At 64.2% G+C, this 21344-nt stretch carries 21 protein-coding genes and 1 tRNA gene; 6 read left to right on the plus strand and 16 right to left on the minus strand.

What is annotated here, in order from left to right:
• Positions 1–183: 183 nt before the first annotated feature.
• Positions 184–576: a DNA-directed RNA polymerase subunit omega gene (rpoZ, locus tag CT676_RS26875; RefSeq protein ID WP_014494742.1), complete on the minus strand. Its 393-nt coding sequence runs from the start codon at positions 574–576 to the stop codon at positions 184–186.
• 329 nt (positions 577–905) lie between these two features.
• Here rpoZ and CT676_RS26880 point away from each other — a divergent pair, with 329 nt between their 5' ends.
• Together CT676_RS26880 and CT676_RS26885 are read left to right on the plus strand one after the other, a co-directional pair.
• Positions 906–1553 carry an NYN domain-containing protein gene (locus CT676_RS26880; protein ID WP_014494741.1) on the plus strand — a complete coding sequence of 216 codons (648 nt, stop codon included), beginning with the start codon at positions 906–908 and terminating at the stop codon, positions 1551–1553.
• Positions 1534–2208 (plus strand): uracil-DNA glycosylase, encoded by a 675-nt coding sequence (locus CT676_RS26885; protein ID WP_063982832.1) that lies wholly within the window; start codon positions 1534–1536, stop codon positions 2206–2208. The genes CT676_RS26880 and CT676_RS26885 overlap by 20 nt, the downstream gene beginning before the upstream one ends.
• Here CT676_RS26885 and CT676_RS26890 read toward each other — a convergent pair.
• The 4 genes from CT676_RS26890 to dapA are packed head-to-tail and all read right to left on the minus strand — an operon-like array spanning position 2205 to position 4694.
• Positions 2205–2786 carry a peroxiredoxin gene (locus CT676_RS26890; RefSeq protein ID WP_135215715.1) on the minus strand — a complete coding sequence of 194 codons (582 nt, stop codon included), beginning with the start codon at positions 2784–2786 and terminating at the stop codon, positions 2205–2207. The two genes, CT676_RS26885 and CT676_RS26890, sit on opposite strands and share 4 nt — an antisense overlap.
• A 17-nt stretch (positions 2787–2803) precedes the next feature.
• Positions 2804–3277, minus strand: a complete 474-nt coding sequence (gene smpB / locus CT676_RS26895; RefSeq protein ID WP_008133025.1) for an SsrA-binding protein SmpB — start codon at positions 3275–3277, stop codon at positions 2804–2806.
• A 59-nt stretch (positions 3278–3336) separates the two neighbouring features.
• On the minus strand, positions 3337–3780 hold the full coding sequence (gene mscL / locus CT676_RS26900; protein WP_224517296.1) for a large conductance mechanosensitive channel protein MscL: 444 nt from the start codon (positions 3778–3780) through the stop codon (positions 3337–3339).
• A 23-nt stretch (positions 3781–3803) separates the two neighbouring features.
• Positions 3804–4694 (minus strand): 4-hydroxy-tetrahydrodipicolinate synthase, encoded by an 891-nt coding sequence (gene dapA / locus CT676_RS26905; protein ID WP_038975901.1) that lies wholly within the window; start codon positions 4692–4694, stop codon positions 3804–3806.
• A 280-nt stretch (positions 4695–4974) separates the two neighbouring features.
• On the opposite strand from dapA, the gene CT676_RS26910 reads away from it, so the two are divergent.
• The gene (locus CT676_RS26910; protein ID WP_167768173.1) at positions 4975–7371 is read left to right on the plus strand and encodes a lytic transglycosylase domain-containing protein; all 2397 of its coding nucleotides are present in this window, start codon (positions 4975–4977) and stop codon (positions 7369–7371) included.
• Between the two features lie 476 nt (positions 7372–7847).
• On the opposite strand, the gene CT676_RS26915 is transcribed toward CT676_RS26910, so the two are convergent.
• The 10 genes from CT676_RS26915 to CT676_RS26975 form a co-directional block, all read right to left on the minus strand.
• Positions 7848–9419: a porin gene (locus tag CT676_RS26915; protein ID WP_135215717.1), complete on the minus strand. Its 1572-nt coding sequence runs from the start codon at positions 9417–9419 to the stop codon at positions 7848–7850.
• Positions 9420–9994: 575 nt separating this feature from the next.
• Positions 9995–10088 (minus strand) — tRNA-Ser (locus CT676_RS26920).
• A gap of 446 nt (positions 10089–10534) precedes the next feature.
• Positions 10535–10801, minus strand: a complete 267-nt coding sequence (locus CT676_RS26925) for a hypothetical protein (protein ID WP_014494734.1) — start codon at positions 10799–10801, stop codon at positions 10535–10537.
• Between the two features lie 1510 nt (positions 10802–12311).
• A complete protein-coding gene (gene gatB / locus CT676_RS26945) occupies positions 12312–13790 on the minus strand; it encodes an Asp-tRNA(Asn)/Glu-tRNA(Gln) amidotransferase subunit GatB (RefSeq protein WP_063982826.1) in 1479 nt (492 codons plus the stop codon).
• Entirely contained in the window at positions 13787–14089 is a 303-nt protein-coding gene (locus CT676_RS26950) for a hypothetical protein (RefSeq protein ID WP_135215719.1), read from the minus strand. Before CT676_RS26950 ends, gatB begins: the two co-directional genes overlap by 4 nt.
• Positions 14080–15555 carry an Asp-tRNA(Asn)/Glu-tRNA(Gln) amidotransferase subunit GatA gene (gene gatA / locus CT676_RS26955; RefSeq protein ID WP_063982825.1) on the minus strand — a complete coding sequence of 492 codons (1476 nt, stop codon included), beginning with the start codon at positions 15553–15555 and terminating at the stop codon, positions 14080–14082. The genes CT676_RS26950 and gatA overlap by 10 nt, the downstream gene beginning before the upstream one ends.
• Positions 15552–15767, minus strand: a complete 216-nt coding sequence (locus CT676_RS26960; protein WP_014494728.1) for a hypothetical protein — start codon at positions 15765–15767, stop codon at positions 15552–15554. The genes gatA and CT676_RS26960 overlap by 4 nt, the downstream gene beginning before the upstream one ends.
• 79 nt (positions 15768–15846) lie before the next feature.
• Positions 15847–16134 (minus strand): Asp-tRNA(Asn)/Glu-tRNA(Gln) amidotransferase subunit GatC, encoded by a 288-nt coding sequence (gatC, locus tag CT676_RS26965; protein ID WP_135215720.1) that lies wholly within the window; start codon positions 16132–16134, stop codon positions 15847–15849.
• A gap of 77 nt (positions 16135–16211) precedes the next feature.
• Entirely contained in the window at positions 16212–17288 is a 1077-nt protein-coding gene (locus CT676_RS26970; protein WP_135215721.1) for a nitronate monooxygenase family protein, read from the minus strand.
• Between the two features lie 105 nt (positions 17289–17393).
• On the minus strand, positions 17394–18419 hold the full coding sequence (locus tag CT676_RS26975; protein WP_135215722.1) for a nitronate monooxygenase: 1026 nt from the start codon (positions 18417–18419) through the stop codon (positions 17394–17396).
• 97 nt (positions 18420–18516) lie between these two features.
• Between CT676_RS26975 and CT676_RS26980 the strand changes: the two genes are divergently transcribed.
• Both CT676_RS26980 and CT676_RS26985 read left to right on the plus strand, forming a co-directional pair.
• Positions 18517–19407 carry a LysR family transcriptional regulator gene (locus CT676_RS26980; protein WP_135215723.1) on the plus strand — a complete coding sequence of 297 codons (891 nt, stop codon included), beginning with the start codon at positions 18517–18519 and terminating at the stop codon, positions 19405–19407.
• Between the two features lie 187 nt (positions 19408–19594).
• Entirely contained in the window at positions 19595–20527 is a 933-nt protein-coding gene (locus tag CT676_RS26985) for a cyclase family protein (protein WP_135215724.1), read from the plus strand.
• A gap of 67 nt (positions 20528–20594) precedes the next feature.
• Here CT676_RS26985 and CT676_RS26990 read toward each other — a convergent pair whose 3' ends face one another.
• Positions 20595–20810 carry a hypothetical protein gene (locus CT676_RS26990; protein WP_028155062.1) on the minus strand — a complete coding sequence of 72 codons (216 nt, stop codon included), beginning with the start codon at positions 20808–20810 and terminating at the stop codon, positions 20595–20597.
• 46 nt (positions 20811–20856) lie between these two features.
• Between CT676_RS26990 and ruvX the strand changes: the two genes are divergently transcribed.
• Positions 20857–21342, plus strand: a complete 486-nt coding sequence (gene ruvX / locus CT676_RS26995; protein WP_028150651.1) for a Holliday junction resolvase RuvX — start codon at positions 20857–20859, stop codon at positions 21340–21342.
• Positions 21343–21344: the final 2 nt, after the last annotated feature.

The following is a 21344-nucleotide window of genomic DNA, read 5'->3' on the forward strand; positions in this document are numbered from 1 at the left end:
TGAGCTGCCCGTCGCATACATCTTAGCCCCGATCGCGCGTGCGTCCGATCAATTCGGTGACAGGCAAGCAACGCGATGCGGCAACGCTATGGTAACCACGAAAACGCCAACAAAAGCAAAGGCCCGAACACGGGTTCGGGCCTTTGATAAGATCACAAGAAATCGACGACTGCGACGGGACGATTACTCGTCCTCCTCGGGCTGTTCTTCCGGCGGCGCGAGGCCCTCGAGGCCCTTCAGGAGCTCCTCTTCGGTCATGCGCTCAACGGCAACTTCGGTATCGTCGGCATCGACGCTGGCACCGGCGGAACCGATCAGCGGGACCGTATCGGGCTCGGGCTCGTCGACCTCGACGAATTTCTGGAGCGAGTGGACCAGCTCCTCGCGGAGGTCCTCCGGCGAGATGGTCTCGTCGGCAATTTCGCGCAAAGACACAACAGGGTTCTTGTCGTTATCGCGGTCAACCGTTAGTTGTGAACCGGACGAAATCATGCGGGCGCGGTGGGCGGCCAGCAGGACCAGGTCAAACCGGTTGTCGACCTTGTCGATACAATCTTCTACGGTGACGCGAGCCATGGACTGTCGCTCCGTTGTGGGTGGGACGAAATATGTGGATGATTGGGGCTAGTTATAGGGGACAGGGCGATTTCGCAAGGCCAATTTGTGATTTGGCCTCGCCAAACGGCTCTGCTACCCCCACATTGGGGCTGGGATGGGTGGTTTGCCGGGCTGCTATTGAGGGTGGCACCGGGCGTATGCAGGTCCGCCATAACTATACCTTGATTGCCACGACTTCTCCGGATTTGCGGTTTCGACGGGCTTCGGCGGCACCATAGACCTGCGCGGCTTGCTGTCGCCGCGCCAACAATAAACGATCAATCACGAACGCTACGCGAGCAAACTGAATGTCACCTTCTGCCACTAACAAGATCGCGCTCTTCATCGATGGGGCCAATCTCTACGCGACGGCGAAAACTCTCGGCTTCGACATCGACTACAAGCGCCTGCTGAAGGAGTTTCAGAGCCGCGGGACGCTGTTGCGGGCGTTCTACTACACCGCGATCATCGAGGATCAGGAGTACTCCTCGATCCGCCCGCTGATCGACTGGCTCGACTACAACGGCTACACGGTCGTCACCAAGGCGACCAAGGAGTTCATCGACGCCTCCGGCCGCCGCAAGGTCAAGGGCAACATGGACATCGAGCTCGCCGTGGACGCCATGGAGCTCGCCGAGCACATCGACCAGATGGTGCTGTTCTCGGGTGACGGCGACTTCCGCTCCCTGGTCGAAGCCGTCCAGCGCCGCGGCGTCCGGGTTACCGTGATCTCCACCATCGCGAGCCAGCCGCCGATGATCGCCGACGAGCTGCGCCGCCAGGCCGACGTCTTCACCGACCTCGTCGAGCTGCAATCCAAGCTCGGCCGCGACCCGTCCGAACGCCCCGCCCCGCGTGACCGCGGCGAGCGTGGCGAGGGACGCCATCACGCCCCCCAGTTCCTCCAGCGCGCGACCACGATGGCGCCGAGGGGCGATGACGACTTCGAGGAGTGAGGCGGCCCGGTCAAGCCGCCAGCCTCTCACCCTCGTTCCCGACCGTGACTGTCCGCTTTGTCCGCGCCTGGTCGCCTTTCGCGAGGCGAACCGCGCGCGCGAGCCGTTGTGGCACAACGCGCCGGTCCCTCCCTTCGGCGACATCAAGGCGCGCCTGCTGATCGTTGGCCTTGCACCAGGCATGCAGGGCGCCAACCGCACCGGCCGCCCCTTCACCGGCGACTACGCCGGCGACCTGCTCTACGCCACGCTGCTCGAATACGGCTTCGCCAAGGGCACCTATCAGGCGCGGCCCGACGACGGCCTGAAGCTGGTCGACTGCCGGATCGCCAATGCCGTGCATTGCGTTCCGCCGCAGAACAAGCCGCTGCCGGTCGAGATCAACACCTGCCGCCAGTTCCTCGGGGCTACCCTCGCGTCGATGCCGAAGCTGCGCGCCATCGTCGCGCTCGGACGCATTGCGCACGACACGGTGCTCAAACCGCTGAACCTGAAGGCCTCGCAAGCTCCCTTCGGCCACGGCGCCGTGCATCAGGCCGGCGCATTCAGGCTCTACGACAGCTATCATTGCTCGCGCTACAACACGAACACCGGCGTGCTGACGACGGACATGTTCCGCAGCGTGTTCGCGAAGGTGAAGGCCGACCTGGACTAGGGCTCGGCTGGATTGGCCTTCAGCCAGTCCAGGACATCGCCGGCGTTCCGGTCGGGCGGAAACACCGGATAGAACACATGCGTGACTTTGGCGTCGTCGATGATCAGCGCAAGCCGCTTGATCAAGGTCAGGCCAGCGACCTCCATGGTCGGCAGATTGACGGCGCGCGTCAGCGCCAGCTTCTCGTCCGACAGCACGGGGAACGGCAGGTGCAGCCGCGATGCCATCTCGGTCTGGTACGCGTTGCTCTGGGTCGAGAGGCCGTACACCTGGGCGGCGCCGGCAGCTTTCAGCTCGGCAAACAGATCACGAAACGCGCAAGTCTGCGGCGTGCAACCGCGCGCGCCCGGGATCATGTCCCAATCGTCGACCAGTCCGATCTTGCCGGGCTCGCCGGTGCGCGGATAGGCGAACACCACGGTCCGGCCGGAGAGTGCTGACAGATTCACCGACGTATCGTCGGTCGCGAGCAGGCTGATCGCCGGCAGCGTCATGCCCTTGAGATGCGCGGCGCCGCCGTCGGCGGTGGGTGCGGGAATCTGGCTCCAATCGACCTCGAGCAGGTTCTTCTGAGTCATCCGCCAACCTCTTGCCGCTATCCCCTCGCCCGCAACAGTCGGCCCTTCTCCCGGCTCCAGTCGCGCTTCTTCTCGGACTCGCGCTTGTCGTGCAGCTTCTTACCCTTTGCAACCGCCAGCTGCAGCTTGGCCCGCCCGCGCTCGTTGAAATAGAGCTTGAGCGGGATCAGCGTCATGCCTTCGCGGTCGACCGCGCCCATCAGCTTGTTGATCTGCTTGCGATGCAGAAGCAGCTTTCGCGGCCGCTTGGGCTCGTGATTGAAGCGGTTGCCCTGGAGATATTCGGGAATGGTGGCGTTGATCAGCCAAATCTCGCCGTCCTTGGAATCGGCGTAGGACTCCGCGATCGTGCTCTTGCCGTTGCGGATCGACTTGACCTCGGTGCCGGTGAGCGCAATGCCCGCCTCGATCGTATCTTCGATCGCATAGTTGAAGCGGGCCTTGCGATTTTCCGCCATGACCTTGATTGGACGTTCGTTCTTATCGGCCATGGAAGACAAACCTGATCGAGATGCGCGAGGACGCTAACAGTTTGGATGAAGCGCGCGCGTCAAGACTTCTTGAGGAGATCGCGGATCTCGGTCAGCAGCTCGACCTCGGCCGACGGTTTTGCCGGAGCCGCAGGCGCCGCCTCCTCCTTGCGCTTCAGCGTGTTCATGGCGCGGATCACTAGGAACAACACGAAGGCGACGATGATGAAGTTGATCGTCAGCGTCAGGAAGCTGCCGTAAGCAAGTACTGCACCTTGCTTTTTCGCATCCGCTAAGTTGGTGGCGGTCACCGCCTTCGACAAGGGGGCGAAGTAGTTCGAGAAGTCGAGGCCGCCGGTCGCGGCGCCGATGATCGGCATGATGACGTCACCGACCAGCGACGTGACGATGGCGCCGAAGGCCGCACCGATGATGACGCCGACGGCGAGGTCGACGACGTTGCCTTTCATGGCGAACTCGCGGAACTCTGTGAGCATCTTCCTGCCCTTCTCGTCGACGCTCATGAACGGCTCCCCGGTTGGCTAAATCAGTTGATCAGCCCAGCATGAACCATCGCGCTGCGCACGGCAACGCGCGTCGGCTCGGTGACCGGAACCATCGGCAGGCGCAGCGTCTCGTCCAGCTTGCCGAGCAGCGACATCGCGTACTTGATCGGCGCCGGATTGCTCTCGATGAAGAGGTTGTTGTGCAGCGGCATCAGCTTGTCGTGGATTGCGAGCGCCGCCTTAGTGTCGCCCTTCGCCCAGGCGGCCTGGAATTCCGAGCACAGCCGCGGCGCGACGTTCGAGGTCACCGAGATGCAGCCATGGCCGCCATGCGCCATGTAGCCGAGGATGGTCGCGTCCTCGCCGGAGAGCTGGTTGAAATCCTCGCCCATCGCCGCGCGCTGCTGCGAGACGCGGACCATGCTGGCGGTGGCGTCCTTGACGCCGGCGATGTTCTTCAGCTCCCACAGCCGCTTCATGGTGTCGACCGACATGTCGATTACCGAGCGCGGCGGAATGTTGTAGATGATGATCGGGATGCCGATCGCATCGTTGATCGCCTTGAAGTGCTGGTACATCCCCTCCTGGGTCGGCTTGTTGTAGTAGGGCGTCACGACCAGCACGGCATCCGCGCCAGCCTTCTCGGCGTGCTGCGCGAGCTCGATCGCCTCTTTCGTCGAATTGGAGCCGGCACCCGCGACCACGGGTACGCGCCCCTTGGCTTCAGCGATGCACCATTCGACGACCTTCTTGTGCTCGTCATGGCTGAGCGTCGGGCTCTCGCCGGTGGTGCCGACCGGGACCAGGCCGTTGGTGCCTTCCGAGATCTGCCAGTTGACCAGCGAGCGGAACGCCGCCTCATCCAGCGAGCCGTTCTTGAACGGCGTGACCAAGGCGGTGAACGATCCCCGGAATTTCGTCTTGGCTGCCATGGACTTCCTCCGTACGCGGCTATCTCTTGAGCAAGCTGCATTCATATCGGGTCTATCCCGCCGGTAAAAGACCCGCTTCCGTGTGACGCACCGTTTAGGCCGCGATTTTGCCGCGGTGGTGGTGCAAACCGGGCAAAGGTAAGCAGCTGTTGGTATTTTGTCCGCATATTCAAGCGAATACAGCTAGGTCTTGAGCCAACTGACTGATTCGGGGCGACCAAACGCCGTGACCTCCTTTCCTCGTTCCGCATGGCGATCCACCGGTCTGGCCGTGTGCCTCATGGCCGGGCTGTCGGTCGGCTGCGCCGCCCTGGCCAAGTCCAATGAGACGACCGCGGACGGGGCCAAGGACACCGCGAAGCCGGCGGCCAAGGACGCCGCGAAGGGATCAGCCAAAGAAACAACGAAGGGAACCGGCAAGGAAACACCGAAGGGCGCGAGCAAGGGAGCAACTGCCGCCCCGGCCAAGGATGCCGCGAAGAAACCTGGCAAGGATGCTGGCAAGGACGCCGCCAAGGATGCAGGCAAAAGCGCCGGCAAGGAACCCGCCAAGGACAAGCCCAAGCCCGCAGCCGCCGCGCCAAAACCACAGCCGGCCGCCAACGGCTCGCCCCCCAAAACCGCACCCGCGCCGGCCGTGACAGCCACCGTCAGGCCTGCCGCCCCGGCGCCCGTCGCCAAACCCGTCGCAGCTCCTTTGCTTGCGCCGGCGACCCGCCAGCACGCCACGCCGCGCAAGCCGGTCACGCCGGCCGCGGTCGCTGCGACCTCCTCGACGTCGCAGGCCGACAAGGACACGCTTGAGAACGTCATCGAGCTCGTGCGCAAGCGCAAGGCGGCCGACGCCACCAATTACGCCGCCTCGATCTCGGATCCCGTCGCACGAAAGCTCGCCGAATGGATCATCCTGCGCAGCGAGGACAATGGCGCGACCGTGGAACGCTATCGCGCCTTCCTCTCCGCCAATCCGAGCTGGCCGTCGCAGACCTTCCTGCGCCGGCGCCTGGAGGCCGCGATGTGGGACGACAGGCGCGACGATTCGGTCGCGTGGTCGTGGTTCGAGAATGAATCGCCTGTGTCCGCCAAGGGCCGCTTCACGCTCGCCAAGGCGATGCTGGCGCGGGGCGACCGCGCCAACGCCGAGCGGCTGGTGCGCGAGGCCTGGCGCAGTGATCCGATGTCGGAGGAGACCGAGAACAACGCGCTCGACCAGTTCGGCGCCCTGCTGACGCCGGGCGACCAGAAGGCGCGGATGGACACCTTGCTCTACGGCAGCGAGAACGAAGCCGCGCTCCGCGCCGCAAAACGCCTCGGCGCCGGCTATCTCGCGCTCGCCAAGGCCCGCATCGCCTCCGTCAAGAAGGCGCCGAACGCGCGCGCGCTGCTCGACGCCGTGCCGCGCGAGCTGCACAACGATCCCGGCTTCATCTTCAGCAAGATCCAGCTCCTGCGCCGCGAGGAGAAGTTCGCCGAAGCCGCCCAGCTGATGTTGTCGGCGCCGAAGGATCCGAACCGTCTCTACAATCTCGACGAATGGTGGATCGAGCGGCGCCTGCTGGCGCGCAAGATGATCGACACCGAGGAATTCCGCAGCGCCTATCTGATCGCGCGCGACGCGGCCCTGCCCTCGCGCGACATCTACAAGACCGAGCAGGAGTTCACCGCCGGCTGGATCGCGCTGCGCTTCCTCAACGACCCCGCCGCCGCCACCCAGCATTTCGCCCGCATCGGCGTCGGCAGCGTCAATCCGACCACGCTGGCGCGCGCCGGCTATTGGCAGGGCCGCGCGGCGGAAGCGGCGGGCCGCCAGCAGGAGGCGCGCAACGCCTACGCCCGGGCGGCCGAGCAATCCACCAGCTATTACGGCCAGCTCGCGCGCGCAAAACTCGGCCTGCCGCAGATCGAGCTCAACAGCCAGCCGCGCGGCCGCGGCGCCGAACGGCTGGAGATCGTGCGCGCCGCGCACCTGCTCTACGAGCTCGACGAGCGGGAGATGGCGATACCTGTTCTCGCCGACATGGGCGAGAACGGCGATCCCGAGGCGCTTGCCGGCCTTGGCGAGCTCACCCAGCGCTACAGCGACGCGCGCGGCATGCTGCTGCTCGGCAAGGCTGCGCTCAACCGCGGCCTCCCCTTCGACTTCTACGCCTATCCCGTCAACGGCATTCCGCAGTTCACGCCGATCGGCCCCGAGGTCGAGCGCAGTATCGTGTATGCGATCGCGCGGCAGGAAAGCGCGTTCAACCCCTCCGTGGTCTCGCCGGCGCAGGCTTACGGCCTAATGCAAGTGACGCCGGACGCCGCGCGTTACGTCTGCAAGCGGCACGGCGCGACCTACGATCTGGGGCGGCTGAAAAACGATTCGGTCTACAACGCCACGCTCGGCTCGGCCGAGCTCGGCGGACTGCTCGAGGACTACCGCGGCTCCTACATCATGACCTTTGCCGCCTACAATGCCGGCCGCGGCAGCGTGAAGAAATGGGTCGACCGCTACGGCGACCCGCGCGATCCCAAGGTCGACGCGGTCGACTGGGTCGAGCTGATTCCGTTCTCCGAGACGCGCAACTACGTGCAGCGGATCATGGAGAATCTTCAGGTCTACCGCGCCCGCTTCGGCGGCGGCACACGGTTGCAGATCGAAGCTGACCTGCGCCGCGGCACCGGCAGCGTGGAATAGAGCCATCCTCCTGTGCGCTCCCGATTGACCGCCGAGAGCGTCGGCGGCGAGTGCCGCAGCGCGTCCGGACGTGAGCTGCTGAAGAAGAGCTGAAGCTCGCGCGTGATCTTCAGGCAAGCCTTGCTCGACACTGAGCCCCGAGCGCTCCCTGGTCGCAGTCCGATCGGCAAGCTCGCCGTTCCACCTCCTCGAGGATGAAGGCGTCGATTGCCGCCTGCTGCAGCGTCAGGACGATGGGGCGCTTGCAAGGCCATGCCGTCAACGGCAGTCGGCCCGTTGCATACATTGCGCGGAGATGCCCGCAGCGCAGGGGCCCCTCCTCCGTAACAGCCTCGTCCAGATCGTCACGGACGATGGAGCACGGGAGCAACGCCAGCCCTCCGCCAGCCCTCCGCGGCGTTAGAACAGCCATGCCGCCAAAAGAAAAGCCCCGGCGGTTTCCCGCCGGGGCTCTCTGTCAGGTCGTTAGACCAAACTTACCAGTTGCGCTGAGCGCGGAGGAGCAAGCTGACCGTGTTCTGATCCTTCAGCTCGTACACAGCACCCGGCTTTGCGACAACTGCCGCAGGGCCAGCAGCGAGCGTGCTGATCGTGCCCGCGAACTTCTGGTCGAGCATGGTGTAAGCCACGTCCGCCGAGAAGGTCAGGTTCTTCACCGGCGTCCAGCGGGTGATCAGACCGATCGTGCCGATGTTGAAGTTCGGGTTGCAAGAGGTGATACCCGCAGTGGCGGCACCCAACGTAGCGAGTTGGTTGCAAATGAGAGTCGCACCACCGTTGCTGTACGTCAGCTGAGCGTACGAACCGTAGATCGCGGTGTTCCAGTACGGATCCCAGTTGTGGGTGTAGGCGCCGCGCATACCCCAGCTCGTAACCGTGTTGATACCGGTTCCGTTGGCGAACACACCGTCAGCCGCACCGGCAATGCCAATGCTCTGATAGGCACCAGCCAGGTTGGTACCGCCGAACATTGCATAGTTCTGCGAAGCCAAGCTCTGGAAGTTGTAGCGGGTCGCACCGTCGGTGTAGACCGCCTGGACGTTGATCACGTCGCCCGCACCCGTCGGAATGTTCTTGATGGACAAGGCCGCCTGGACAGCCCAGCCCCACTTGTCGCCCGGATGACCGGCTGCTTCGGTTCCGACAAGCCCCGGAGTCGCGTAGTACGCTACGTGGTTGTTATGCGCCGCGGCAGACAACTGGAACAGACCCCAAGCCTGGTCAATACGGACCATACCCTGGATGTCAGGAGCCCGCGTGCCGCCGAAGGCATTGATGCCGTAGCCGCCGGTACCAACGTTCGCGACCGAAAAGCCGGCGCTGGTGTTGTACAGGTTGCTCTGATAGTAGGCCGTCGGATCCACCGCCGAAATCGCGGCAGTGATGCCCTGACCGAAGTCGGCAGTATAGGTGAACTGGTTCACACCAGTGACCGTGCCGCCGCCGCCGGTCAGACCGTCGAAGTTGTTACCCGGATAGTTGGTCCAGGGGGCGTCGAACTGGGCAACAGCTTTACCCATCGTGAAGCCCGCGAACTGGATGAAGGCGTAGTACACGCCGAGCGTACCGCCGGCGATTGCGCCTGCGTTGGCATTGTTGGGTGCGCCAACGCCCGTAGCGCCGAGCTGCGAGTAAACGGTGGAGCCGTTGCCGGTGCCGTTGCCCGTGTAGTTATCCGTCGTCCACGAGAACACCACGTCGGCGAAGGTACGAACCACGCCGTATTCGGTCGCGGTGCGCGTGTCGACGTTGAAGTCTTCACGGGCACGAGTGACGTAGTAGTTCGTCAGACGGTTCGCAGAACCGTTAACACTGCTGAAGTTACCGTTAAAATCGGTAGCGTTGATCGCGACTTCAGCACGCAGGTAACCACCCAGCTTGATGCAGGTGTCAGTGCCCGGGATGTAGTAGAATCCGGCACCGTACAGGGAGCAGATCTTCACGTATTCGACCGCTTTGGCCTTCACGGGGAGATCGGCTGCCTGTGCTCCGCCAACGGCAATCAGACCTGCCGCTGAACCGAGCAAAAGGCTCTTAACCAACTTCATGTTAAACCTCCAAGTTTGCTCTATAGGGAAGGTTCCGGATCCGCTGGGTGAGACACCCTAAGGTTGGTTCCCTTGTCCCTTAACTTACCGCTTAGTCGCTTCGCGCCTTCGGACACACCCGCTGAACGCGAGGGACTTAAGCGAACCACCTAAAACGGGACGACCTCGGGATGCCCCCCTCCGTCGCTCAGTCACAATTACCGAACGTCCTTGCACACACAACAAGAGAACGCTCCGCCGCGAGCCCATGACGTTTGTTTTCCGAAGGGTGTTGCACAAATAACACGCAGATGTGATCGAAGCGCTCTCGCAACATATTGTTTTTGCTTATTTTTCTAGGACGGTTCCGTTTGCCGTCAAAATTCCCCACCTGAGGCGTTGTGGACGGAACTCCGGCCTGAACAGGCTTTGACGCGCACGAATCGTGGAATCAGAAGGAGACTCAAGGAGAAGGCACACAGGTCTTCCCGCGACTCTCCACCGGGCGCAGACATGGTCGCGGCGACGCTCGAGACGCGCTGCGAAGGCTCTTTATCGATGGTGGGGATGATTGAGACCGGAGCGGACAGCTCGGCTGGCGGAGACGGAGGGATTCGAACCCTCGATAGGCCTTTACAAGCCTATAACGGTTTAGCAAACCGCCGCCTTCAGCCACTCGGCCACGTCTCCAATATGCCGGGTATGCCCGACACGGCGGCGAGCCGCAAGCGGCAGAATCAAGGTCTGTGCGTTCTTTCACCTGAAAGCGACCGCCGGACGACAGCGAAAGCCTGGCGCAAGGATCAGCGCGGCACGCGCAGCCGATTCGCGCTCTATATATATGTGTGCATCCAGAGGCGGGATGCCGGATCCGCCACTGCGAGGGCGCATTCAGCGCCGCCTCGCCGGCTCAGATATTGAACCAGACGCCGGCAGCTGCGCCGGGACGGAAGGCCCAGGACCTCTATATCCCCGGCAAGGGGCCCGTCTTGTGCGGCCGTCCGGGTTCCAGAGCGGAGTCGTCGGGCGGCGGCTCGGTCATGCCGCGCGGGTCCATGTGGCGACACGACGAAGGAACTTGATTGAGCGCAATCGGGCTGCCCCGTGAAGACAGGGGTGTGGATGCGATTCTCGGCTCAGTGAGCCGAGACCCACGCCCTCGCCTCGCGCTGCGCGGCCGAGATCTCGGCGTCCGACATCTGCCCGGCGACTTCCTGGCGCAGCGCCACGGCGTCCTTGCGGCCCTTCAGCGCGGCGAGGTTGAACCATTTATGTGCGGCGACGAGGTCGACGAGGCCGGAGCGGCCGCTCGCCCAATAGATCCCGCGCTCGAACAGCACGTCCGACAGCGCGCTCGCGTCGATCGGCGTCGCCGTCTCCAGATCGAAAGTACCCTGAAACATAACGCATCCCCTTTTTTTCTGCCGCCTCGTTCCCCCGAGCGCGGCTCCCGTCCAAAGAACTGTTCAACTCATCCCCATGCCGTTTGCCGGCTTGTTGGAGGCGATGATGGCGGGCAAATTTGAATGGCAGTTTAAGTATCGCGATGAAGCAGACGTAAACGCACCCGCACGGGGCGCGCGCGACGAATGCAAGAAGTCCCCACTTTGCAGGCACTTCTGCGATTCGTCAGATTCGGTTTACCCTGGGATTTTGGGAGAACGATAACCATCGCGCGCGGTGACGCGTGTCCTGCGGTTACAATTCGTGGGAGGGGCGCGTTGTGGGAGGGGCGCGCCGGCAAAGCCACACGGGCGCCTCGCGTGGCCACCCCGTGGCCGACAAGGCCGCGCAGCGCGAAGCGCGCGACTTTAGGAATCGGAGCGACGGCTTCGCATTGCGCCTGCGCGGCGCGCCGTCGCGGCAAACGACAGTTCGCCGCAGCCCTCGCCTGCCCCAAGGCAGCGCGGCCACGTCACGGTCAGATCAGCAATGTGGGAAAAGGGAATGCCGGCAATACCCCGGCCTCAAAAGAACGAGGGCGTCGGCGAACACGTCAGGACCAGATTCCACGTTGGCCCGAAGGCCGCTTGTGAAATTGCGGAGCCCTTGAGAAGGAGAACCGCACCGAACGAAGAAAACTTGTTTCTTCTGCCGGACCGTACTTTGGCGAGCGAACCCGCGAAAGAGAACGATCCGACCGTTGGCCTGATGTCTCGCCGACACCCTCTATCGCCGACCAGAACCTGTTAGAAGGCGCTGATGACGTGCCGGCTCTCTAGGAGCCGGCAACTTCAGAAGCGAAGTTACTTCTTCTTCGCGACCTTGCGGGTCTTCTTCGCAGTCTTCTTCACTGCGCTCTTCGCCTTCTTCGCCTTCTTCGCCTTCTTCGCTTTCTTGGCCATGTTGCCCTCCGATGTGTGAGATGGCTGTAATCGCTGCATGCAGTCGGGGATCGAATGCACACTCATCCCGAATACACCAACACGACGAAAAAAACAGCTTCTCGCTTAAAGAAGTGTTGACGGCACAACGCGCCTGCGCTTGGCGAGCGCGATGCGGGCGCACTGCATGACGCGTGCTTGCGATCGCGGGGAGTGCCCGCATCGTCGATGTTTGCGCGAGATGCGATTGCAGAAAAACACTACACGGCAAGTATTTTTCCGCACGCGCGCATTGCGCATGCGCGATGCGATGATGTGCATCGTCGATCCCACGATCGCCGCGCAAGGGCGCTTCGCGGACTCTGAGTCGCGAGTTTTGGCAACGAAAATATTTTCATGCTTAACGGCGCAAGCGCTCGTCAGCGCGTGTGGAAGCCGCCGTTTTGCGCGAATCGCGTGGCGGCGATTCGGCCGCCGCATCGCCGTCGGTCGGGATGGAGTTTGCCGCCGAGGGTGCGCGCGAGCGTCGCAGCGCGAACCGGAAGCGAGGTGACGAAGCGTATCCGTCACCTCGTTCGAACGTGTGACGTCAGATGCCGAGCTTCGACTTCAAGAGGTCGTTGACGCTCTGCGGGTTGGCCTTGCCGCCGGACGCCTTCATCACCTGACCGACGAACCAGCCGAGCGACTGCGGCTTGTCCTTGACCTGCGCGGCCTTGTCGGGATTGGCCGCGATGATGTCGTCGACCACCTTCTCGATCGCCGAGAGGTCGGTGACCTGCTTCATGCCGCGGCTTTCGACCAGCGCGCGCGGATCGCCGCCCTCCTGCCAGACGATCTCGAACAGATCCTTGGCGATCTTGCCGGAGATCGTGCCCTCGCCGATCAGGTCGATGATCGCAGCCAACTGCTCGGCGTTGACGGGGGAGGCCGTAATATCCCGGCCTTCCTTGTTGAGACGGCCGAACAGCTCGTTGATCACCCAGTTCGCCGCCATCTTGCCGTCGCGGGCGCGGTTGCCGAGCGTGTCCAGCACCGTCTCGTAGAACACCGCGCTCTCGCGCTCGGCGACCAGCACGCTCGCATCGTAAGCCGACAGGCCGAAGTCGGCGACGAAGCGCGCCTTCTTCTGGTCCGGCAGCTCCGGCAGCTCTGTCTTCAGCTCGTCGACGAAGCTTTGCGAGAATTCGAGCGGCAGCAGGTCGGGATCGGGGAAGTAGCGGTAGTCGTGCGCCTCTTCCTTGGACCGCATCGATCGCGTCTCGCCCTTGTTGGGGTCGTAGAGCCGCGTTTCCTGGTCGATCTCCCCGCCGTCCTCGAGGATCTCGATCTGGCGCCGCGCCTCGTACTCGATCGCCTGGCCGATGAAGGTGATCGAGTTCATGTTCTTGATCTCGCAGCGGGTGCCGAGCGGTGCACCCGGCTTGCGCACGGAGACGTTGACGTCGGCGCGCAAAGATCCCTTCTCCATGTCGCCGTCGCAGGTGCCGAGATAGCGCAGGATCGAGCGCAGCTTGGTCACATAGGCCTTGGCCTGCTCGGCGTCGCGGATGTCGGGCTTGGAGACGATCTCCATCAGCGCCACGCCACAACGGTTGAGATCGACATGGGACATGGCCGGCGACTGATCGTGCAGCAACTTGCCGGCGTCCTGCTCAAGATGAAGGCGCTCGATGCCGATGGTCGCGGTCTTGCCGCCATCCAGTTCGACCACGACCTCACCTTCGCCGACGATCGGCGACTTGTACTGGCTGATCTGGTAGCCCTGCGGCGAGTCCGGATAGAAATAGTTCTTGCGGTCGAACACCGAACGCAGATTGATCTGCGCGTTCAGCCCGAGCCCGGTCCGGACAGCCTGTCTGACGCATTCCTCGTTGATGACGGGCAGCATGCCCGGCATCGCGGCATCGACCAGCGACACGTGGCTGTTCGGCTCGCCGCCGAACGTGGTGGACGCGCCCGAGAACAGTTTTGAATTCGAGGTCACCTGGGCATGGATCTCCATGCCGATGACCATCTCCCAGTCACCGGTGGCGCCCTTGAGAAGCTTGTGCGTGGCCGTGCTCATGTCCTGCTCCCGAGCAGCGTGGTAGCGATCCGCTCCCACTCCGCCTCCAATGAATCCTTTGCCGCGGGTTGGCCGGCCTGGCGATACCAGTAGCCGGCATTGCCGAGATCGCCTTCGACCCGGTGCAGATAGGCGTGCACCCAGGCGGCGTCGCGGCTGCTCTCGTCCTGAACGATCTTGTGCGCCTGATCCCAGTCGCCCTTCGCGGCCCACCAGAGGCCGGCGAGCGGCGCGCTCAAATCCGGCGCGGGCGCCGCGCCGTCGAGGCTCGCGATGAACGCGGCGACATTCACCACCACCTCGCGGGCGTGAAGCGGCCGGCGGCCTGCTCGATCACCTCGCCGAGCGAGAACAGCGTCTCCTCGTCGAACGGGCGGCCGATCAGCTGCAAGCCGAGCGGCAGGCCTTGCGCGTCCTTGCCGGCGGGCACGGCGATGCCAGGCAGGCCCGCCATGTTCACGGTCACCGTGAAGATGTCGTTGAGATACATCTCGACGGGATCCGCCCCGCCCTTCTCGCCGATGCCGAAGGCCGCCGACGGCGTCGCCGGCGTCAGGATCGCGTCGACGCCCTTGGCGAAGCAGTCCTCGAAATCCTTCTTGATCAGCGTCCGCACCTTCTGCGCACGCAGATAATAGGCGTCGTAATAGCCGGCCGAGAGCACATAGGTGCCGATCATGACGCGGCGCTTCACCTCCGCGCCAAAACCCTCGGCGCGGCTGTTCTCGTAGAGCTCGATGATGTTCTTGCCCTGCTCGCGCAGTCCGTAGCGCACGCCGTCATAGCGCGCGAGGTTGGAGGACGCCTCCGCCGGCGCCACGATGTAATAGGCCGGCAGCGCGTATTTGGTGTGCGGCAGCGACACTTCGACGAGCTCGGCGCCGGCCGCCTTCAGCCAGGCCGCACCCTCGCTCCAGAGCTTCTCGATCTCGGCCGGCATGCCGTCGAGGCGATATTCCTTGGGGATGCCGATCCTGATGCCCTTCACGGACTTGCCGATCGCGGCCTCATAGTCCGGTACGGCAATGTCGACCGACGTCGTGTCCTTTGGATCGTGTCCGGCCATCGAGCGCAGCAGCATCGCGCTATCGCGCACGCTGCGCGCGATCGGACCGGCCTGGTCGAGCGAGGAGGCGAAGGCGACGATGCCCCAGCGCGAGCAGCGGCCGTAGGTCGGCTTGATGCCGACCGTCGCGGTGAACGCGGCCGGCTGGCGGATCGAGCCGCCGGTGTCGGTCGCGGTCGCGCCCATGCACAGCAACGCCGCCACGGCCGAGGCCGAGCCGCCGGACGAGCCGCCCGGCACCAGCGTCGTGTTGCTTCCCTCACGCCGCCAGGGATTGCCGACGGGGCCGAAGCAGGAGGTCTCGTTGGCCGAGCCCATCGCGAACTCGTCATTGTTGAGCTTGCCGAGCATCACGGCGCCGTCGCGCCACAGCTGCGAGGTCACGGTGGACTCGTAGGTCGGCACGAAATTGCCGAGAATCTTCGAGCACGCCGTGGTGCGCACGCCCTTGGTCGCGAACAGATCCTTGATGCCGAGCGGGATGCCGGCGAGCGGGCCGCCCTCACCCTTGGCGATCTTCTCGTCCACGGCCTTCGCCATGTCGCGCGCGCGATCGGGCGTCTCCATCACGAAGGCATTGAGCACGCGTGCGGCTTCGATCGCGTTCAGATGCGCGTCGGTCAGCTCGAGGGACGTGAAAGTCTTGGCCGCGAGGCCCTTGCGGGCCTCGGCGAGCGTCAGCGATGTCAAATCGGTCATTTATTGATCGGGCTGCAGAAGAACGGAGACAGGGTTTTGTCGTTGGCCGGGTCGTCTTTTTTCTTGGCGGCGGCGTTCGCGGCGGCCTCGATCTCGTCGAGCACGGCATTGACGGCGACGTTGGGATCGGCAGCCTTGCCCTGCCGCTCCATCTTGTCGAGATAGTTCATGTAGGCCTGATAGGCCTTCTCATCGTCGCAAAGCATGCACATCGGACTTGGTCCTAAGGCTCTTTAGTTTGACGCGTTTTCTTTACGCGAACCGGCTTCCACTTCGCTCGAAAACGCTACGTCACTCGACCACCTTGGGCACAAGAAAGAAGTGGCCTTCGGTCGCGGGCGCGTTGGCAACGATATCGTCGGCGATCTCGCCGTCATTGACCTCGTCCTGCCGCTTCTTCATCTGCATCGGGGTGACCGAGGTCATCGGCTCCACGCCCTCGACGTTGACCTCCGAGAGCTGCTCGACAAAGGCGAGCATGGCGTTGAGCTCGCCCTGCAGATGCGGAACCTCGCCCTCGGAAACCGCAATGCGCGCCAGATGCGCGATGCGGCGGACGGTAGCGTCGTCGACGGACATTATATAAGGCCTCTCACGGCAAAATCTAACTGCCGTATAGCAGAGGCCGGTTTTGCGCCGCAACCGGCGGCGCGACCTTAGCCAGCCAGTCCCTTCATGCGGGCCAGGGCCGATTTGGCAAAATCCCGGGTCAATTCGGCCGCGGGGACCTCACGGCCCAGGGCCACGGCCTGGCCGGCCCAGAGATTGGTGAAATCCACCCTGCCCTGCTTTTCGGCAACCGCCTTGAGCGGCCCCAGCGCGGTCGCTGCATGGGGAAACGGCGGCGCCTCGGGCGAGATCGGGCCGGCTTCGCGCATCAGGCGGTTCTGGACGCCGCGCGCCGGACGCCCGGTCATGACATTGGTGATGACGGTGGAATCGTCCCGCGCTTCAGCCAGCGCCTTGCGCCCGCCCGCGCTGACCTTGGATTCCGGGCAGCGCAGATAGGCGCTGCCGATCTGCACGCCGGATGCGCCGAGCGCGAAGGCTGCGGCGATGCCGCGCCCGTCGGCGATACCGCCGGCCGCGATGACAGGCACCTTCACGGCGTCGGCGACCTGCGGCACCAGCGCAAAGGTGCCGGGCTGCTCGGAGATCTTGTCGGTCAGGAACATGCCGCGATGGCCGCCGGCCTCGGCGCCTTGCGCAATCACGGCATCGACGCCGCGCTCTTCCAGCCAGACTGCTTCCTTCACCGTCGTGGCGGACGAGATGATGAGGCAGCCGGCCGCCTTGACGCGCTTGAGCAGCCCCTGCTCCGGCAGGCCGAAATGAAAGCTGACGATCTCCGGCTTCAGCTCCTCGACGACCTCGCAGAACGCGGCGTCGAACGGCGCACGGTTCGCGGCGTTGATGGGCGCTGCGGGATCGAGGCCGTGCTCGGTGTAATAGCCCGTGAGCCGCTGCTTCCAGCGCGCTTCGGCTTCGGCCGTGAGGTCAACCGGCGTGTGGCAGAAGAAGTTCATGTTCACCGGCGCCTTCACCCGCTGGCGAATGATGTTGACCTGCTCGCGCGCCTTCTCCGGCGACAGCATCGCGCTCGGCAGCGAGCCAACCCCGCCGCCCTCTGCCACGGCGATCACCAGTTCGGCATCCATCACACCGGCCATCGGCGCCAGCACGATCGGGAATTCGGTCTTGAAGAGATCGATCAGTCGACGGTCAGGCCACATAATTCTTGCCTCATGTTCGCTCTTCCCTCTCACCTTGTGCGAGAGGGTGGATCGCCGCGCAGCGGCGAGACGGGCGAGGGGTTTGCATCCGCGGAGACAGACCCCTCATCCGGCGCGGATTGCATCCGCGCCACCTTCTCCCACAAGGGGAGAAGGAAAAGAAGAAACCGAGTTGCGCCGGCCGGCGAGCAATTGCTCCGCTTCGATCGCAATCCGCTCCACGATCTCGGCCGCCGGTGCAATATCATGAATCAATCCGACCGCCTCGCCCGCAATCACGGCCGCGACATCGAAATTGCCGGCTGCTTTCGCGGCCGCATAGTCCGCCGCGACTGCGGCAACATTCTGCATCAGCTCGACCTCGCGGCCGATCCAGCGCCTGGCGTGGTCGTTGATGAGGCACCTTCCCGTGAACGGCGCCGGCCAGACATTGTTGCGCGAGAGATCGAAGATGATGCCGCGCACGGTCGTGCCGCTGTTCGCTGCGCAGATACGCCGCTTGGCCTCCTCCGCGCCATCAGCCTCCTGGCTCGCATAGAAGCGCGTGCCGAGCAGCACGCCGCTCGCGCCCAGCATCATCATGGCGGCGAGACCGCGCCCGTCGGCGATGCCGCCGGCCGCGACGACAGGCACGTGGCCCGCGGCAAGATCGACGATTGCAGGCACGAGATCGACGGTGGTGCGAGAGGCGCCGTGACCACCCGCCTCCGTGCCCTGCGCGATCAGGATGTCGGCGCCGGCATCGAGCGCCTGCCGCGCCATGGCTTCATCCTGCACCTGGCAGATCAGGCATGCACCTGCGGACTTGATCTTCGGCGCGAACGGCGCGGGATCACCAAACGACAACATGATCGCAGACGGTTTTGCGGCAAGAGCGACATCGAGAAGCTCGGGCCGCTTGGCGAGGCTCCAGGTGATGAAGCCGATCCCGAATGGCGCCGACAACCCCGCGAGCTTCCCAGTCTCCTGCTCCAGCCACACCTTCTCGCCATAGCCGCCGCCCAGAATGCCGAAACCGCCGGCACGGCTCACGGCCGTCACAAGCCGGCTGCCGGCAACGATGTCCATCGGCGCCAGCAGGACGGGATGCTCGATCTCCAGCAGCCTGGTCAGCGACGTCTCAATGGGCATAGCCCCTCCCTGATCTGGACAGGGAGATTAGGCGCGACTAGCATTCTCGAAAAATGAATTGTTGCGAACGCTGCCATCACAAAAGCGAAACGACGCCATGGAACTCAGCGATATCCAGACCTTTGCCGCCGTCGCCCGCACCGGCGGCATCACCCGCGCCGCCGAAGAGCTGAACACGGTGCAATCCAACGTCACCCAGCGCGTGAAGGCGCTGGAAGCGGAGATCGGCACACCGCTGTTCGAACGCCACAGCCGTGGCATGACGCTGACCGGCGCCGGCAAACGCCTCCTGCCCTACGCACAGCGGATGGCCGCGCTATCACGGGAGGCCGTGCTCGCCGCGCGCGACGACGGCGAGCCGAAGGGACCGCTCGCGATCGGCTCGATGGAGACGACCGCAGCCGTGCGGTTGCCGTCCCTCCTCGCCGATTTCCACCGCAACTTCCCTGCCGTGCGGCTGAGCCTGCGCACCGCGACCACCGCCGACCTCGTCGCGGGCGTGCTCGAAGGCACGCTCGACGGCGCCTTCGTCGCGGGTCCCATCGCACATGCCGACCTCACTGCGACGAGCGCGTTTCGCGAAGAGCTGGTGCTGGTCAGCGCGCGGCGCTGGGGTTCGCTCGCCGAGCTGCGCGCCGGCACGCCGGAGTCCGGTCCGACTGCGCTGGTGTTCCGCACCGGCTGCACCTACCGCCAGCGTCTCGAACAGATCTTTGTCGAGTTCGGCTGGCCGTCGGCGGCACGCTTCGAGCTCGGCACGCTCGACGGCATGATCGGCTGTGTCGCCGCCGGCATGGGCGTCACGCTGCTGCCGCGCGCCGTGGTCGAACGCAGCGCGATGGCCGGCAGCGTGTCGATCCACGCGCTGGGCCCGTCACATGCGCGCGTCGAGACGCTCTTCATCCAGCGCAGCGCCGGACATCAATACAGCGCGCTTCAAGGTTTCATGTCCTGCCTGAAGAAAGACAACGACGTCTTCGCGGCCTGACACCGGCGCAGCGTTCCACGCGGCGAAATTCGTCACAAATCCATCGCGCTTGAATTAGTCTGCGCTGCGTTCAGCCGCCGCAGCGCGGCAGCTCGAAATGCTTTGAAGCACGCATCCGTTCTACGTTAGGATGTGTCACTGGCCAGCGCGAAAACATAACGAAGCCAAAACATCGGGAGGACTATCGATGCGCAATACGCTCGTGTTGTGCTGTGTCGCCGCGTTGTCGGCGATATCAGGAACTGCAAGCGCACAAGACTGGACCAAATCGAAATGGGGACCGAACGACGAGATCGGTGCCGCCAATTACATGACGCCGGAGCTGGTGGTGAAGGCCGCCTCGCTGGTGAAGACCGGCAAGACCTACGCCCTCGGCATTCCCGTCACGCCACAGACACCCGCCTATCCGCCACGCACGTTCAAGCTCACCATCGTTCAGCCCGGACAGGCCGGCAGCCCGGGTCTCGGTCCGAACAAGGCGACCTATAACGACGACATCCTTGATACGTGGGTCGGCATCGGCAGCCAGCTCGACGGCCTCGGCCATCTCGGCGTCGAGCACGTCTATTACAACGGCAACAAGCTCGCCGATTTCGCCGATCCGAATGGCTTGAAGAAGCTCGGTATCGAGAAGGTCCCACCGATGGTCACGCGCGGCGTGCTGCTCGACATGGCCGCCTATTTCAAAACCGACATCGTGAAGGAAGGCACCGCCTTCAACGTCAAGGAGATCGAGGAAGCCGCCAAGCAGCAGAACGTCGAGATCCGCCAGGGCGATGTCGTCATCTTCCACACCGGCTGGCTCAGCCTGATCGGCAAGGACGACAAGCGCTACTCGGCCGGCGAGCCCGGTCTCGGCGTCGAAGGCGCGAAGTACCTGACCGGCAAGGGCGTGGTCGCCATCGGTGCCGACACCTGGGCGCTCGAGGTGCTGCCGTTCGAGTCCAAGAACGTATTCGAAGTGCACCAGATCCTGCTCGCGATGAATGGGACCTACATTCTCGAGAACATGGACACCGCGCTCGCTCGCGACAAGGGCTACGAATTCCTGTTCGTGCTCGGACAGCCGCGCTGGACCGGCGGCGTGCAGGCGATGATCAACCCGATCGCGATCCGCTGATCGGCGACGTACTCAGCGGGCGAGGATCGGCCTGCCGCCCGGCAGGCGCCCTCGCCGGACCTGTCCGTCATCGCGGCCTCAGGTGCCATCGCCGCAATGCAACGAAGGCCCAGATGGCTTCGACGAGGCCAAACGGCCAGGCGCCTTGCAGGAAGCCGTAAGCCGAGCCGAGCGCGCAGGACACCGCGAACAGCAGCACGAACCAATGGCTGCGATCCTCCAGGGCATAGCAGACCAGCATCGCCGTCACGGCAAACAGGCCGAATAGTGTCAGTGCATCCATGTTCCGGGTTCACTCCGCAGCGCGACGCGTGATAAGCGCTAGTCCCATGCCGGCTCTTATCCTGCCCCTGATCGATGCTGCAACCCACTGGCCCGAACGCGGCGGGTTGGTCGGCCTTGACCTCGGCACCAAGACCATTGGTGTTGCCGTGTCCAATCCGGACCGGCGGTTAGCTACAGGCGTCGAGACCATCCAGCGCAAGGCGTTCAAGCAGGACGCGGCGCGGTTGCTCGCGATCGCGGCCGAGCGCAAGGCGGTCGGCTTCGTGCTCGGCCTGCCCATCAACATGGACGGCAGCGAGGGCCCGCGGGCGCAGTCGACCCGCGCCTTCGCCCGCAACCTTGCCGGGCTGACCACACTCCCCATCGGCCTCTGGGACGAGCGTCTGTCGACCGCAGCGGTCGAGCGCGAGCTGATCGGCATGGATGTCAGCCGCGCCAAGCGCGCCGAGGTGATCGACGAGCACGCCGCGATCTTCATCCTGCAAGGCGCGCTCGACCGCCTCGCCAATCTTCGCGCGGCATCGGGCTGATC

The sequence above is a fragment of the Bradyrhizobium sp. MOS001 genome (assembly GCF_004634465.1).
In the GTDB taxonomy this organism is placed as follows: domain Bacteria; phylum Pseudomonadota; class Alphaproteobacteria; order Rhizobiales; family Xanthobacteraceae; genus Bradyrhizobium; species Bradyrhizobium barranii.